Origin of the sequence: Arthrobacter sp. efr-133-TYG-104 (genome assembly GCF_030208915.1) — a bacterium.
GTDB lineage: Bacteria > Actinomycetota > Actinomycetes > Actinomycetales > Micrococcaceae > Arthrobacter.
In genome coordinates this window covers 1-15,486 of sequence record NZ_JARVTA010000006.1, presented here as the reverse complement: position 1 = coordinate 15,486, position 15,486 = coordinate 1, and the positions used below count along the sequence as shown (strand labels likewise).

General features: G+C 61.8%; 10 protein-coding genes and 1 tRNA gene. 2 read left to right on the top strand and 9 right to left on the bottom strand.

The features are described 5' to 3' along the window. Positions 1 to 107: 107 nt before the first annotated feature. The 9 genes from QRN04_RS05755 to ilvD form a co-directional block, all read right to left on the bottom strand. A complete protein-coding gene (locus QRN04_RS05755) occupies positions 108 to 1,160 on the bottom strand; it encodes a 3-isopropylmalate dehydrogenase (protein ID WP_284975204.1) in 1,053 nt (350 codons plus the stop codon). 93 nt (positions 1,161 to 1,253) lie between these two features. After that, positions 1,254 to 2,813 (bottom strand): methionine--tRNA ligase, encoded by a 1,560-nt coding sequence (gene metG / locus QRN04_RS05750; protein WP_284975203.1) that lies wholly within the window; start codon positions 2,811 to 2,813, stop codon positions 1,254 to 1,256. Between the two features lie 34 nt (positions 2,814 to 2,847). Continuing rightward, positions 2,848 to 3,603 carry an ABC transporter ATP-binding protein gene (locus QRN04_RS05745; RefSeq protein WP_284975202.1) on the bottom strand — a complete coding sequence of 252 codons (756 nt, stop codon included), beginning with the start codon at positions 3,601 to 3,603 and terminating at the stop codon, positions 2,848 to 2,850. Next, complete coding sequence (locus tag QRN04_RS05740; protein ID WP_284975201.1) at positions 3,600 to 6,431, bottom strand: ABC transporter permease; 2,832 nt, start codon at positions 6,429 to 6,431, stop codon at positions 3,600 to 3,602. Before QRN04_RS05740 ends, QRN04_RS05745 begins: the two co-directional genes overlap by 4 nt. Positions 6,432 to 6,644: 213 nt before the next feature. After that, positions 6,645 to 8,240, bottom strand: a complete 1,596-nt coding sequence (serA, locus tag QRN04_RS05735) for a phosphoglycerate dehydrogenase (RefSeq protein ID WP_284975200.1) — start codon at positions 8,238 to 8,240, stop codon at positions 6,645 to 6,647. A 249-nt stretch (positions 8,241 to 8,489) separates the two neighbouring features. After that, positions 8,490 to 9,515: a ketol-acid reductoisomerase gene (gene ilvC, locus QRN04_RS05730; RefSeq protein WP_284975199.1), complete on the bottom strand. Its 1,026-nt coding sequence runs from the start codon at positions 9,513 to 9,515 to the stop codon at positions 8,490 to 8,492. Between the two features lie 107 nt (positions 9,516 to 9,622). Then, positions 9,623 to 10,135, bottom strand: coding sequence for an acetolactate synthase small subunit (gene ilvN, locus QRN04_RS05725; protein WP_284975198.1), 513 nt, complete (start codon positions 10,133 to 10,135; stop codon positions 9,623 to 9,625). A 2-nt stretch (positions 10,136 to 10,137) separates the two neighbouring features. Beyond that, on the bottom strand, positions 10,138 to 12,045 hold the full coding sequence (locus QRN04_RS05720) for an acetolactate synthase large subunit (RefSeq protein WP_284975197.1): 1,908 nt from the start codon (positions 12,043 to 12,045) through the stop codon (positions 10,138 to 10,140). Positions 12,046 to 12,343: 298 nt separating this feature from the next. Then, positions 12,344 to 14,065, bottom strand: a complete 1,722-nt coding sequence (gene ilvD / locus QRN04_RS05715; protein ID WP_284975196.1) for a dihydroxy-acid dehydratase — start codon at positions 14,063 to 14,065, stop codon at positions 12,344 to 12,346. Positions 14,066 to 14,255: 190 nt separating this feature from the next. On the opposite strand from ilvD, the gene QRN04_RS05710 reads away from it, so the two are divergent. Together QRN04_RS05710 and QRN04_RS05705 are read left to right on the top strand one after the other, a co-directional pair. Beyond that, positions 14,256 to 15,038, top strand: coding sequence for a sunset domain-containing protein (locus tag QRN04_RS05710; RefSeq protein ID WP_284975195.1), 783 nt, complete (start codon positions 14,256 to 14,258; stop codon positions 15,036 to 15,038). Positions 15,039 to 15,168: 130 nt separating this feature from the next. Continuing rightward, a tRNA-Lys gene (locus tag QRN04_RS05705) sits at positions 15,169 to 15,244 on the top strand. Positions 15,245 to 15,486 lie beyond the last annotated feature (242 nt).

The window sequence follows — 15,486 nt, the reverse complement described above, 5'->3', positions numbered from 1 at the left end:
TCCACTGTCAGCTACCTGGCGCCGAACTGTCCCGAAGGATCTGATTCAACGATGGACCAGGGAAGCAGGTAAATAATTCAACACAAGCTTACGCCCGGCTGGCGGGCCTAAAGCGCTGCAGCAATGGCGTCGCCAATCGCAGCGGTGCTGCGCGGTTCTCCGGTGCGGTTTTCGACGTCGGCCACTACTGCCGCTTCGATCTTGCGGGCCGCCGTGGTGTAGCCGAGGTGGTCCAGGAGAAGCACTGCCGAGAGGATAGCGGCGGTGGGATCTGCCTTCTGCTGGCCGGCGATGTCCGGCGCCGAGCCGTGAACGGGTTCGAACATGGACGGTGCGGTGCGGTCCATATTGATATTGCCCGATGCCGCCAACCCGATGCCGCCGGTGACGGCAGCGGCGAGGTCGGTGAGGATGTCACCGAAGAGGTTGTCGGTGACGATGACGTCGAACCGCGACGGGTTCGTCACCATGAAGATGGTTGCCGCATCAATGTGGAGGTAGTCGTGCGTGACATCGGGGAATTCGGTGGCCACTGCTTCCACGGTGCGCTTCCACAGGTGTCCGGCGAAAACAAGGACGTTGTGTTTGTGGACAAGGGTCACGTGCTTGCGGGGACGCTCGCTGGCGCGTCGGAATGCGTCGCGCACAACCCGCTCCACGCCGTGGGCGGTGTTGAGGGATACCTCGGTAGCCACCTCATGCGGAGTACCTTCGCGCAGCGTGCCACCATTGCCGACGTAGGGACCTTCGGTGCCTTCGCGGACCACCACGAAATCGATGGCGCCCGGATTGGCCAAAGGGCTGCCCACGGTACCGTACAGGCGCGACGGGCGCAGGTTTACGTAGTGGTCGAGGCTGAAACGGAGTTTGAGCAGCATCTCGCGTTCGATGATGCCCGAGGGAATCCGGGTATCGCCGGGGGCGGCGCCAACAGCGCCGAAGAGGATGGCATCCCGGGTACGGAGGTCGGCAAGAACTTCATCCGGCAGCGTCTCGCCTGTCTCAAGCCAGTGCTGGGCGCCGAGCTTGTAATGGGTCTGCTCAAGGGTGACGCCTTCGGCGGCCACGGCCTTTTCCAGCACCTTGATAGCTTCGGTGATAACTTCAGGGCCGATGCCATCGCCCGGGATGACAGCAAGATTGATCGACGTTGCACTCATGGATCCATCTAGCCAAGAAATCCACATGCTGGTCAAAAACGTCTCACCAGTCGAACAAACTAACGCTCGATCTTGCTGTCAGCCGAGAGGAGGCTAAGCCTCGGCGGGCTCTTCGTAACGCGGGAAGACCGGTACCGGTGCAGGCAGTTCCGTGCCGGCGACGATCGGCGTGGCGATGGCGGCGAATTGCCGCGGCTCGCCTTCCGGTTGGCCGAGGACCTCCAGGAGCTTCGCGGACGACGACGGCATGACCGGCTGAGCGAGGATCGCCACGATCCGGACAACCTCCAAAGTGACGTACAGAACCGTGTTCATGCGTTCGACGTCGGTCTTCCGGAGTACCCATGGCGCCTGCTCGGCGAAGTAGGCGTTGGTGTCGCCCAGCACCGTCCAGATGGCTTCCAGTGCCCGGCTGAATTCCTGCTTGCCGAAGGCGGAGCGTGCCGTTTCCAGCAGCGCACCGGCCTGGGCCAAGAGTGCCTCGTCCTCCGCGGTGAACACCCCGGGTGTAGGGACCTTGCCCTCACAGTTCTTGGCGACCATGGACAGTGAACGCTGGGCCAGGTTTCCGAAGTTGTTGGCCAGGTCCGAGTTCATCCGGCCCACGATGGCCTCGTGGTTGTAGTTGCCGTCCGCGCCGAAAGGAACTTCCCGGAGGAAGAAGTACCGGCACTGGTCCAGGCCGTACTGCGCCACGAAGTCCTGGGGAGCTACCACGTTGCCCAGGGACTTGGACATCTTGATCCCGTTGTTGGTGAGGAAGCCATGGATCATCACGCGCTGCGGCAGTTCAAGTCCGGCGCTCATCAGGAAGGCGGGCCAGTAAATAGCGTGGAAGCGCGAGATGTCCTTACCGATGACATGAACGTCAGCCGGCCAGAACTTCTTGAATGCTTCCGACTCAACGTCCGGGTAACCGACACCTGTCAGGTAGTTGGTCAAGGCGTCGACCCAGACGTACATCACATGTTTCTCGTCGCCCGGAACCGGGACACCCCAGTCGAACGTGGTACGGCTGATGGAAAGGTCCTCCAAACCGCGCTTGACGAAGCTGATGACTTCATTGAAGCGGGACTGGGGCGCACCGAATTCCGGCTGCGCCTCGTAGAGGGCCAGGAGCTTGTCCTGGTAATTGGAGAGCCGGAAGAAGTAGCTCTCCTCCGCCGTCCAGGTAACCAAGGTGTCCGTTTCCTTGGAGTACCGCGCGCCGTCGTCCTTGACCACGGTGTCATCCTCGACGTAATACGCTTCGTCGCGGACCGAGTACCAACCCTCGTACTTGGAGAGGTAGATGTCCCCGTTAGCTTCCATCTTCTTCCAGAGGGCTTGGGAGGCAGTGTAGTGGTCCTGGTCCGTGGTCCGGATGAAGCGATCGTGGGAGATGCCCAGGTCCAGGCTCATCTGCTTGAACGCAGCGGAGTTCCGATCAGCGAGTTGCTTGGCGGTAATGCCCTCCTTCTCGGCGGACTGCTGCATTTTGAGTCCGTGCTCGTCCGTTCCGGTCATGAAGAAAACTTCATGGCCATCCAGGCGCTTGAAGCGCGCCATGGCATCGGTCGCAATGACCTCGTAGGCGTGGCCGATGTGCGGCACACCGTTGGGATAGCTGATTGCGGTGGTGATGTAGAACGGGGATTTCTCTGCAGACGTCACTCTAAAAAGTTACCTTTTTTTCGGATGAAATAGCTTAGTTAAGTTCGGTCAGCGTATCGCTGAGCCGGACCAGCTCGTGGTCGTGGGAAGCGACCAGGACAGCAATGCCATCGCTGGTGGTGTCCTTGAGGATTCCGATGATGCGGTTGGCGGCCGCGCGGTCGAGGCTGGCCGTCGGCTCGTCGACCACGAGAACCCGCGTACCGAGTATCAAGGCGCGCGCGATAGCTACGCGTTGACGCTCACCGCCGGAAAGCTGGGCCGGCCGGTGGCGCATGCGGCGCCCCAAGCCCACCAGGTCCAAAAGGTCCTTGGCCATCTCGGTGCGCTGCTCCACTTCGCCGTCCGGCACGGCCGGAAGCAAAACGTTCTCCAAAGCGCTCATGCCGTCGATCAAGGCGCCGCCCTGGTCCACATAGCCAATCAGTGCACGCCGGCGATCGGCGATCTCGTCCTCGCCCATGGAGTCCAGCGGCTGGCCCTCCCACAGCACCGTGCCCGATGTCGGCAGTGTCAGTCCTGCGCTCACCGTGAGGATGCTGGTCTTGCCCGAACCGCTTCGGCCGGCAACGCAGTGCATCTCACCGGCGTGGAGGGTTAGGTTGAAATCGTCGACGACGTCGACTTCCTCGGCTCCGCCTTTGTCGCCACCGTAATGGATGGTGACCCGGTTCAGTTCCAAGGGGGTGGCGTGGTCTGTCGCCCTGACGATCGTGTTGGCGCGTGTTTGCAACGACTCTTCCGTGGATTCCGGAGTGGGCGTCAGCTCAGGGTTGGGAGTGTCAGTCATTTGACTACTTTCGTTGCAATCGGAATCCAGCAAATTACGGCCAGGAGGCCGGCTAATCCGGCCCACAGAGTCGCGTAGGGGGCCAAGAGCAGGCCTAGTCCAAGGGCGCCGAGGACACCCAGGGGAAGGGCGACGGTGCCGACCAGCGCGTTCTCAAAGAACCGCACCTGCCCCAACATGTCAGGGTTCCACCCCATGGCACGGAGAGTACCGAGGTACTCACGCTTGGCATGGAGTTCAAACCGGCCCGTCACGAGTGTCAGCAGCAGGCTCACTATCACGCCGAAGATCGCGAGGATCAGGCTTGGCAGCGAGATCGTAGCGGCGGCGAGCCCGCTGAGCGCACTGGCACCGGCCGTCCTTGGAATGTCGATGAGCAAGGCAATCAATGCTCCCACTGCTGCCCCGAACACGCCCACGGCCACAGCCAAGGCGATCGAGTTGAATCGGTTGGTGGTGAGCTGCCGGTTGGCAAACGTCAGCGGGGAGTCCACCAGTACCAGGCGTTCATCGTGCTGCGGCTCTTGGTCCACCACCACGCGATGACGCAGCTGCTGGGCCGCCAAGAGGGCTGCACCAACGTAAATGACCAACATGGTCGCGGAGACGATCACCGTGGCCAGGTTCCAACTCAGCAGGCTGAGCACCAACCCGGCAGCAGCCAATGCCGCGGCACCGACGGCAAACTCTTCAAGAACCCAGGACCGGATACGTTTCTGGGTCCAGCCCATGGCCCGCAGGATACCGGCTTCACTCCGTCTCTGACGGATGTAGCTGACCGTCGAAGCACCCGTGAGCAGGGTTGCGCCCAAAAGCGTCAGGAACAAAAGGGTGACGTTGGTTCCCGTTAGGGAACCGGAAACAGCATCCGCGGCGTTCTGCCGGACCCAGGACTGCTGGACCGTGCCCAGCGGGGATTCCTTGCCGGCGTCGTCCTTGCTGTAACCGGGCACGAAAATATTGGCATCCTCGCGTGCGGAGCCGGCAACAACCGTAGCTTCCAGGCCGAGTGCACGGATTTGCGTCGCGAGGTTTTCGACATCCGGCTGCGCCGTTTTCCAGTTACCGGCGGCTTTGGCTCGAACGCGGACGGCATCGATGACGTTGGCGTTCTTGTCGTATCCACGGGCCGCGGCCAGTCCGTAGTAGTCGGTGATCGCACCAGCGGACTGGCTCACCAGTCCGGTAGCGCTGAGGGAGGGCTTCAGCTGCGCGTTGCCGGCAGCGTTACCGGCGGCGTCCTTACTCAGCGTCATGGGCGTGGGATCGTAGCCGCCGAGGGGCAGCTTGTTGACGTCGCCCGCAGCCGCTTGGACAGCTTTGGGATCGAAGGTGCCGTAAACCATCGGAAGTGGAGTAGCGGGCTTCTTGCCAGTCGCGAGGTTCTGGCGGTAGGAACGTTCGTCCACGGGTTTGCGTTGCGTTTGGTCCACAGGCGTACCAAGTGCCGACTTCTCAGGCAAGCGGTTCACTGTTACCCAGTCCCCCGGCGTCGCGCTCTTGTCGGTGGCGCCGTTGGCCTCGGTGTTACCGTCCTTGTACTGCGGCGCAGCCGCGAAGGCCGTGCTCCAGGTAGCGGGATCGTAGAGCCCTTGCCCGAACGACGCCGTATTGCCCAGCAGCGAGCTGTGGTCGGTTGACCCAGGCCAGTTCAGGGCGAACGGTGCCTTGGATACGAAAGGCAGGTAGTCCTTATCCAGGGAGCGGGTCACCGTGCCAACGTCCTTGGTCACCTTGCCGCTGGCATCGATTTCCTCGATTTTCACCGAGTATTGCAGGTCCAACGACGTACCAGTCCGAACGATCAGGGGGATGGCTTGGGAGTCAGCCGTCAGCAGCCCGTCACGCTTTGCTTGCTGATACTGCGTCATCAGGGGTGCCCAATATTTAAGCTTGACCCCGAGGAAATCGGGGCCCTGATTGAGCTGGTCCATGGTGAGCCCTGTGGTGAAAAGGTTCTCGAAGCTCCGTCCGATGGCTCCGGCATTCCGTGCATCGGCAGGCGGGGCCTTCTCAAGGGGGGCGAGGAAATCACCGGCAGAGCCAAGAAGGGCCCGTTCCGAGGCGGGGTCAACCGCGACGACGGACTCGGTCACCTCTGGTGCCATGGGAAGGGCCACCGAAAGGTTGAAGAGGTTGTGTTCGGACCCCAGGGCAGGATCCGGAAACTTGATGCCCGTTTCCCCATTAGGGCCGGCGATCCGCACGCTTGTGCCACCGGGAGTTTTCTCCTGCACCAGCTGGCCCTTGCCGAGGGTCCCCTCTGCACTGGTCGTAAAGAGCGTCTGGGTGTTTACCCCGTCCGAACTGGTGGCTGAGGCCGTGAGCCGATACTTTTTCGGGGTGTCGGACAACACCGATTCAGCGGCCGGCCACTTGCTGGCGTCCAAAGCTGAAGGGTCTCCCGCTGTTGCGGTTCCGGCAAGGCCTGCGTTGTACCCGAGGTAATCCATGGCATTGAGCTTGGGCGCTTCCAGGTTTTGCGTCACGCGGGAGACCATGCTGATGGGAGCTGCGACAGCCGTCTGTCCCATCCCACGAATCTTGTCCAGCTGGTCAAAGCTGATTCCACCCTGGCCATTGGCGATATCCGGCTGGATCAGCGCACCGCCGTCGCCGCCCTGCGACTGGCCGCCGTTCGCTTGGGATGCCTGCGGCTTCGCTTGGACGAGGATGTCGTAGAGTCCACGGGAGTTCTGATCGACTGTCCTGTTCAGGGCAGCCTGCGACTGGCTCTGAACCAGCACGGACAGGCACATTGCGACGATCAAAATGGCCGCGGTCAGCAGCAGCACACGGCTTCTGATGAACCTTTGGACGGCGTTCATTGGGCTCCCTGAGACCTTGATTGCGGGCACGCACACATGGTCCGCGATTTCCCGTCAAAGATCGTTGGAATCGTGGGCCTCATGTGCGAAAAAGTATTGGCCGGCCTGCTGCCGGGTCCGAATCACGGACCCAGCCATTGTACGCAGACCGGCCACTCCTACGTGCCTATGGGTGTGTCGCAGGCACGCGATCCGGGCTGGTGGGGATCAGCCCTAGTCCTCCAGGTCCACTTCCCGAACCATGTCGGCGCCAATGCCTGCCTTGATCGCTTCCAAAACCTGCTGCGGAACGGAACTGTCGATGGTCAGGAGCGCGAGGACCTGGCCGCCCTCAGTCTGGCGCGCCACCTGCATCCCGCCGATGTTGATGTTGTTCATGCCCAGGATGTGGCCGATGGTGCCGATCACGCCGGGGCGGTCCGCGTATGCCACGACCACAAGGTGTTCGCTAATGGGGATCTCGACGTCGTAGCCGTTGACGCCCACGAGCTTCTCTACCTGCTTGGGCCCGGTCAAGGTGCCGGCAACGGAAATCTGCGACCCGTCGCTCAACGCCCCGCGGATGGTCAGCACGTTTCGGTAATCTTCGGCATCCGGTGTGGTGATCAAGCGGGTGTTGATGCCCCGCTGTTCGGCGATGACCGGGGCGTTGACGTAGGAAACCTGCTCGGTGACGACGTCCGCGAAGACGCCCTTCAAGGCGGCCAGCTCGAGTACCTTGACATCGAGGGCAGCGATTTCACCGGCGACTTCGACGTCGATCTGCGTCAGGGAAGCGTGGGTCAGCGCCGTGAAGATGCGGCCCAGCTTTTCAATCAAAGGAATGCCGGGACGGACGTCGGACGCAATGACTCCCCCAGCGACGTTCACAGCGTCAGGGACGAGCTCACCGGCGAGGGCGAGTCGAACCGACTTAGCCACGGATACGCCTGCCTTTTCCTGGGCTTCATCGGTGGAAGCACCCAGGTGGGGGGTCACCACAACGTTGTCGAGCTCGAAGAACGGCAGGTCCGTGCTCGGCTCCTTGACGAAGACGTCAACGCCGGCGCCGGCGATCTGCCCCTCCTTCAGGGCAACGTAGAGCGCTTCTTCGTCGACGAGTCCACCGCGGGCTACGTTGACGACGTAGGCGGTCTCCTTCATCTTCCGGAACGCATCCGCGCCCAGCATGCCTACGGTCTCCGGTGTCTTTGGCATGTGGATGGTGACAAAGTCGGAGTTCTCCAACAATTCATCCAAAGTTACGAGCTTCACGCCCAGCTGGGCAGCGCGCGCGGAAGTGATGTAGGGGTCGTAGGCCAGGATCTCAGTGTCGAAACCCTGCAACCTGGCCGCGACCAAGGCGCCGATGCGGCCCAGGCCAATGATACCGACCTTCTTCTCAAAGAGTTCGATGCCCGTGTACTTGGAGCGCTTCCATTCGCCGTTCTTGAGCGCGGAGCTTGCCTGCGGGATGTGGCGGGCAAGGCTCAGGATGTGGCCAACGGTCAGCTCGGCAGCAGAGACGATGTTCGACGTCGGCGCGTTGACCACCATGATGCCTGCCTGGGTGGCGGCCTTGATGTCCACGTTGTCCAGCCCGACTCCGGCGCGGGCGATCACCTTGAGGTTCTTCGCCGCGGCTATGGCCTCTGCATCCACTTGGGTGGCTGAACGTACCAGGATGGCATCAGCGTCGCCGATGGCGGACAGCAACTTGGAGCGGTCCGCCCCGTCGGTCTGCCGGATCTCGAAGTCCGGGCCCAATGCCTCCACGGTTGCTGGCGAAAGTTCCTCGGCGAGGAGGACGACGGGTTTTGTTGCTGACACGGGGTGGCACCTTACTTTGGACAACGGAAACGGAACTGGACAAGGAGCGGATGCGCGGCCCGGGCACAGCGCCGGGACCAGCCCAGAATATCGAACCTGGGCTGCGATTCAGGTGCCCGGTCTGGATGTTACGTCGCCGTCGGGGCTGTTGTGAAGAACTTCACAGGCCGCGGTCGGCGCGGAAAATGGCAACGCCCGCCCGGCGTGGTGGCCGGACGGGCGTGTGGCTAGTGCCTGTGTTGAAGGGGATCAGCGTGCAGCTGAACCTTCGACGTAGTCGGCGTCCTGCTGCTGCCAGGAGAACAGGGAGCGCAGTTCGCGGCCGACCTCTTCGATCGGGTGCTGCTCAGCTTTGGCACGGAGTTCCTTGAACTCCACGCCGCCCTTGTCCTGGTCGTCGATGAAGCGCTTGGCGAAAGCACCGCTCTGGATGTCCGCGAGGACAGCCTTCATGTTGTCCTTCACCTCAGGGGTGATAACACGGGGGCCCGAGACGTAGTCGCCGTACTCGGCGGTGTCGGAAACGCTCCAGCGCTGCTTGGCGATGCCACCTTCCCACATCAGGTCAACGATGAGCTTGAGCTCGTGGAGTACCTCGAAGTAGGCGATCTGCGGCTGGTAGCCAGCTTCGGTCAGGGTTTCAAAGCCGTACTGGACGAGCTGGGAAACACCGCCGCAGAGTACGGACTGCTCGCCGAAGAGGTCGGTCTCGGTCTCTTCGGTAAACGTGGTCTTGATGACACCGGCGCGGGTGCCGCCGATTGCCTTGGCGTAGGACTTCGCAAGGTCCCAGGCCGAACCGGACGCGTCCTGCTCAACGGCAATGATGTCCGGGATACCGCGGCCGGCTTCGAATTCGCGGCGCACGGTGTGGCCCGGGGCCTTCGGGGCGATCAGGATGACGTCGACGCCGGCAGGAGCTTCGATGTAGCCGAAGCGGATGTTGAAGCCGTGCGCGAAGGCAAGGGCCTTGCCCTCGGTCAGCTTGTCCTTGATGGAGTCGTTGTAAATGGCGCGCTGGTGCTGGTCCGGAGCCAGGATCATGATGACGTCTGCCCATTCGGCGGCGTCTGCAACGTTCTTGACCGTGAAGCCTGCGTCCTGGGCCTTGGCGGTGGACTTGGAACCGTCCTTGAGCGCAATGACGACCTCGACGCCGGAATCGCGCAGGTTGAGCGCGTGGGCGTGGCCCTGGGAACCGTAGCCGACGATGGCTACCTTGCGACCCTGGATGATCGACAGGTCTGCGTCGTCGTCGTAGAACATTTCAGTCACTTGCGTAACTCCTCTTGAGTGGATTTCTTAGTTATTGATTGGTGCTGCGGTACTGGACGCAACGCTCGGCTCACGGAGCCACCGAACGGCGGCTCCGCTTGCCTCATTCACGCGGAGCGTAGCGCCCTGTCACTCATGGAGCGGGATCCCCGCCCAACGGCCAGGGTGCCGGACTGCACGATTTCACGGATGCCGAATGGCTCAAGCACTGAGAGCAGCGCGGCAAGCTTTTCGGGGGTACCGGTTGCCTCCAGCACCAACGAGTCTGTAGACACGTCGACGACGGCGGCACGGAACAGGTCTGCAGCTTGGGTAACCTGCAGGCGTGTTGCGGCATCCGCACGTACCTTGACCAGGATGTGGTCGCGTTGTACGGAAAACTCGGGAGTCAGCTCCACAATCTTGATCACGTTGACCAGTTTGTTGAGCTGCTTGGTGACTTGCTCGATGAGGTCGCCGTCGGCGTCGACGACGACGGTCATGCGGGACATGCCCGGGACCTCGGTGGGACCCACTGCGAGCGAGTTGATGTTGAAGGCCCGCCGCGCGAAGAGGCTCGCCACGCGGGTCAGCACACCGGGCTTGTCTTCAACCAGGACGGAAAGTGTGTGACGGGTCATGATTAGTCCTCTTCTTCCCAGACGGGCGTCATGTTGCGTGCAACCTGGATCTGGTCATTACTGACCCCCGACGGCACCATAGGCCACACCATCGAGTTCGGGCTGACGACAAAGTCGATCACCACGGGACGGTCATTGATCTGGAGTGCCTTCTGGATGGTTGCGTCGATGTCCTCGTCCCGCTCACACCGTAGCGCGGCGCAGCCGTAGGCGTCCGCCAGTTTGACGAAATCCGGAATCCGGACTGTGTCGTGGCCGGTGTTCAGGTCCGTGTTGGAGTAGCGGCCTTCATAGAAGAGGGTCTGCCATTGGCGGACCATCCCCAGCGAGGAGTTGTTGATGATGGCGACCTTGATAGGGATGTTGTTGATGGCGCAGGTGGCCAACTCCTGGTTGGTCATCTGGAAACAACCGTCGCCATCGATCGCCCACACCACACGGTCCGGAGCGCCGACCTTGGCGCCCATTGCTGCCGGGACCGCGTACCCCATGGTGCCTGCACCACCGGAGTTCAGCCAGGCGTGGGGACGTTCGTACTTGACGAACTGGGCAGCCCACATCTGGTGCTGGCCCACCCCTGCCACGTAGATACCTTCGGGCCCGGTCAGTTCGCCGATCCGGCTGATCACGCGCTGCGGAGCCGTGAGTCCGTCCTCGGGCTCGGTCCACCCCAGGGGGTAGGTATCGCGCAGGTTTCCCAAGAACGCCCACCAGGATCCGAGGTCCGGGGTGCCGCTCTGTTCGAACTGCGTTTTCACGGCCTCGGTGAGTTCAGGAATGATCTCCTTGACCGAGCCCACGATCGGAACATCCGCGGTTCGGTTCTTGGAGATTTCCGCGGGGTCGATGTCCGCGTGGATGACCTTGGCGTACGGGGCAAAGGTCTTCAGCACACCTGTCACGCGGTCATCAAACCGGGCGCCCAAGGTAATGAGCAGATCGGCCTGCTGAAGGGCCGTGACGGCAGAAACCGAGCCATGCATACCCGGCATGCCAACATGCTGTGGGTGTGAATCCGGGAAAGCACCGCGTGCCATCAGCGTAGTGACCACTGGCGCGCCCGTTGCCAAAGCAAGCTCCATCAGCTCGGCCGACGCGTGGGCCTTGACGACTCCGCCGCCCACGTAAAGAACCGGCTTACGGGAGGCAGCAATCAATTTCGCGGCTTCGCGCACCTGCTTGTTGTGGCCCCGCACCACGGGACGGTACCCGGGAAGGTCGATCTTGGGAGGCCAGGAGAAGGTCATCTGGCCCACTTGGGCGTCCTTGGCAATGTCCACGAGGACAGGGCCCGGACGGCCAGTTGAAGCCAGGTGGAAGGCCTCCGCCATGACATGCGGAATGTCGTTGGGGTCAGTGACCAGGAACGAATGCTTGGTGATGGGCATCGTGATTCCCACGATGTCCGCCTCTTGGAACGCATCGGTACCGATGACGCCGCTGGCGACCTGGCCAGTGATGGCGACCATCGGCACGGAGTCCATGTGGGCGTCCATGATGCTGGTAACGAGGTTGGTGGCTCCGGGTCCCGAGGTGGCGATGCAAACGCCAACCCGTCCGGTAACCATGGCGTAGCCTTGCGCGGCGTGGCCGGCTCCCTGTTCGTGACGGACCAGGATGTGATTCATGCTGGAGGCCATCAAGGGGTCGTAGGTGGGCAGGATTGCGCCACCGGGCAAACCGAAAATGTCGTCCACGCCGAGTTCTTCGAGCGAACGGACAATTGCTTGCGAGCCGGTCATCACCGTTGGGGGTACAACGTTGTTCGGCCCAAGGACAGGAGAGAGAGGTGCAGCAGCAGCGTCGACAGCGACGGACTCAGCCGTACGGTCGACCTTTTCCGGAGCTTTCTGGGCTCCAGCGGACTTTGCAGCCATCAGCGAGGGGCTGATCGGCGATCCTTTGCTCATCGGACTCTTCCTTAGTGGATCTTCAGTGGAACTTCGTGTGGTGGTGCAAGGAAAATAAAAAAACCCCTCAGCCTTCCGGCTCTTCGAGGGGTTTGCGCGTGACGGTTCGTTACCAGTCGGGCTAAGCCACGCGCTTGGTAAGGACGACGACGCCGACGGTAACGAATGTGATCATGCGTTCAGTGTTCCCTCAAAGTGAGATAGGTGTCAATTGAGCACCCGGGTATCTCACTATTTGGACAGCGGCGTCCGCCCACCGGACTCCGCCGTCTCACGAAGGCGAAGTCCGGCGTCGGAACTAGCCGCAATAGGCGCCAGTGGAGGCGCTGTGGACGAGCTTGGCGTACTTGGCCAGGACGCCCTTAGTGAACTTGGCCGGCAACGGCTCCCAGCCCTGCTTGCGTGCTTCGAGCTCAGCCTCGTCCACGAGAAGGTCGAAGGAGCGCGCTGCGATGTCAACACGAATGCGGTCACCGTTCCTCACAAAGGCGATGGGGCCGCCGTCGACCGCTTCCGGCGCCACATGACCGATGCACAATCCGGTGGTACCACCGGAGAAGCGGCCGTCCGTGAGCAGCAAGACATCCTTGCCCAGGCCGGCGCCCTTGATGGCTCCAGTGATGGCGAGCATTTCGCGCATGCCTGGACCGCCCTTCGGACCTTCATACCTGATGACCACCACGTCGCCTTTATGGATCTCGCCCTTGTCCAGTGCATCCAGGGCACCCTGCTCCCGCTCGAAGACTCGTGCCGTGCCCTCGAACACATCGGCGTCGAAGCCTGCGCTCTTGACCACGGCTCCCTCGGGGGCCATCGATCCATGAAGGATGGTGATGCCACCGGTCTTATGGATGGGGTTGTCCAGCGCCCGGAGGATCTTGCCGTCAAGGTCCGGCGGGTTGATTGCGGCAAGGTTCTCTGCAAGGGTCTTGCCCGTGACGGTGAGGCAATCGCCATGCAGCAGGCCGGCGTCGAGCAATGCCTTCATGATGACCGGCACACCGCCGATCTTGTCCACGTCCGTCATGACATAGCGTCCAAAAGGCTTGAGGTCGCCCAGGTGCGGGATCTTATCGCCGATGCGGTTGAAGTCATCGAGCGTCAACTCGACTTCGGCCTCGCGCGCTATGGCCAGCAGATGCAGGACTGCGTTCGTGGATCCTCCGAAAGCCATGGTCACGGCGATCGCATTCTCAAATGCCTTCTTGGTCATGATGTCGCGGGCAGTAATGCCCAAGCGCAGCAAGTTGACCACTGCCTCGCCGGACTTCCGGGCAAAGTCATCACGACGACGGTCGGCCGACGGTGGCGCTGCCGAACCGGGGAGGGACATACCGAGGGCCTCCCCGATGCAAGCCATGGTGTTTGCCGTGTACATGCCGCCACACGCGCCCTCGCCGGGACAAATGGCCTTTTCGATCCGGGTGAGGTCTTCCATGCTCATCTTGCCGGCCGCACAGGCACCTACCGCCTCAAAGGCGTCGATGAGCGTGACTTCCTTCTCGGAGCCGTCTTCAAGCTTGACCCAGCCCGGCATGATGGAGCCGGCGTAAAGGAAAACGGATGCCAGGTCCAGGCGGGCAGCGGCCATCAGCATGCCCGGCAGTGATTTGTCGCAACCGGCCAGCAATACCGAGCCATCGATCCGTTCCGCCTGCATCACCGTCTCAACAGAGTCGGCGATGACTTCACGGGAGACAAGGGAGAAGTGCATGCCCTCATGGCCCATGGAAATACCGTCGGAGACGGAAATAGTGCCGAACTGCATCGGGAAGCCGCCGCCCGCATGAACGCCTTCCTTGGCCCCTTGAGCCAGGCGGTTCAGCGAAAGGTTGCAGGGCGTGATCTCGTTCCAGGAACTTGCGACGCCAATTTGCGGCTTCGCGAAGTCGTCATCTCCCATGCCGACGGCGCGGAACATGCCGCGCGCAGGGGCCGCATGAATACCGTCCGTTACCACCCGGCTGCGTGGTTTGATGTCCGGCGTGTTCTCAGTGTTAATTCGGGTCGCCTCACTCATGACCAAAGTCTATGTGCACCACATGCCCGCAGACCCTTTTCACCATGTATTACTAAGCAGGCTGAATAAGTTACTAAGGACGCTGAAGAATTAGCCGCACCTTGCAGCAAAATCGCTAGACAGTCTTTGAGCAGGCACGTAACGTCGGAAACACCACAAACTGCACTCCAGTGAGCAGAAGGGCATCTCCATGGACTGGCTAATTTGGGTCATTGTCATCGTGTTGATCGTTGCGGTTATCTGGTGGGTTACCACGCGGAACAAGGGGCAGGTTTCTCCAGGATCAGCAGCCCGCGATTCGGGTCCCGGGACAATGTCAGGTCGCGCCAGCGGAACCCCTCCGGGAGCGACCCAACCCAGCAATGCGGGCTCGATGCCCGATACCGGCGCAGCCGCCATGGGTGTCGCAGGGTTGGCCGGCATGGACAACCATGGCGAGCCGGGCCGCGAAGACAGCGCACCGGAAACGAGCGAGCCCACAGAAGGTGACACGGAGCCCACAGCCGGCGGCACGGAGCTCGGGGATGGCGTGACAGCCGACGACGTTACCCGTCCGGACGAATCAGCCGACGGTGCGGAGTGGGAATCCTCATGGACCAGCGGCAGCGGGGAACCCATCGAAAGGACTCACCCGGCACATGCGGCCACCCCTGTCCATCACTCGGAGTACACCAGCAGCCACTCCCCCACGCTACCCGGGGCTGAGACCGCGGCAGCAGAGGCCACGGCAGCAGAGGCCACGGCAGCAGAGGATTCCGGCGGCTCGGGCCACCTGGCGGCGGCCCATCCCTACGGCGGTGGCTCCTCCAGCACTGAGGATCCCGGGTATCCCGTGAAAGCCAACGCAACCACCATGACCTACAACGACGACGACGCTCCGGACTACCCGGACGTTGCCGCCGACGTCTGGTTCGAGTCGGCCGCACATGCCGAAGCAGCGGGTTTCCGGCCGCCTCGGCGCACCAAGCGCTAGCCCTGACGAAGCAGCCAAAGAACAGCGTCATCTCTCGATTTCACAGTTCGCTGGAACTCGTGTAGAGTTACTTGTCGTTGCGGAGATCGCCGGAGAAATAACAGCCCCGGAATGATTGCAAACAACAGCTGCACCTCTAGCTCAACTGGCAGAGCAATTGACTCTTAATCAATGGGTTCCGGGTTCGAGTCCCGGGGGGTGCACCAAAAAGGCCGTGAAGCGTAATTCGCTTCACGGCCTTTTCTTTTGGCCGCTCTTTCTTCTAAAGGTGCTTGTCGAATTTCCCACCCGCCCGGCTGGAGGATGGTCGGGAGTTCCCGTGATGTGGTGTAGAGTTATTTGTCGTTGCGAGGGACAATAAAGAATGTTGATTCTTTGAATTCCCCAGCAATTGCTGCACCTCTAGCTCAACTGGCAGAGCAATTGACTCTTAATCAATGGGTTCCGG

What these genes read in the sequence shown, in the direction of transcription:
- ilvN (WP_284975198.1), bottom strand. Translation starts at nt 10,135, where the DNA reads ATGACCCGTCACACACTTTCCGTCCTGGTTGAAGACAAGCCCGGTGTG.
- QRN04_RS05710 (WP_284975195.1), top strand. Translation starts at nt 14,256, where the DNA reads ATGGACTGGCTAATTTGGGTCATTGTCATCGTGTTGATCGTTGCGGTT.
- QRN04_RS05755 (WP_284975204.1), bottom strand. Translation starts at nt 1,160, where the DNA reads ATGAGTGCAACGTCGATCAATCTTGCTGTCATCCCGGGCGATGGCATC.
- QRN04_RS05740 (WP_284975201.1), bottom strand. Translation starts at nt 6,431, where the DNA reads ATGAACGCCGTCCAAAGGTTCATCAGAAGCCGTGTGCTGCTGCTGACC.
- ilvD (WP_284975196.1), bottom strand. Translation starts at nt 14,065, where the DNA reads ATGAGTGAGGCGACCCGAATTAACACTGAGAACACGCCGGACATCAAA.
- QRN04_RS05745 (WP_284975202.1), bottom strand. Translation starts at nt 3,603, where the DNA reads ATGACTGACACTCCCAACCCTGAGCTGACGCCCACTCCGGAATCCACG.
- QRN04_RS05720 (WP_284975197.1), bottom strand. Translation starts at nt 12,045, where the DNA reads ATGAGCAAAGGATCGCCGATCAGCCCCTCGCTGATGGCTGCAAAGTCC.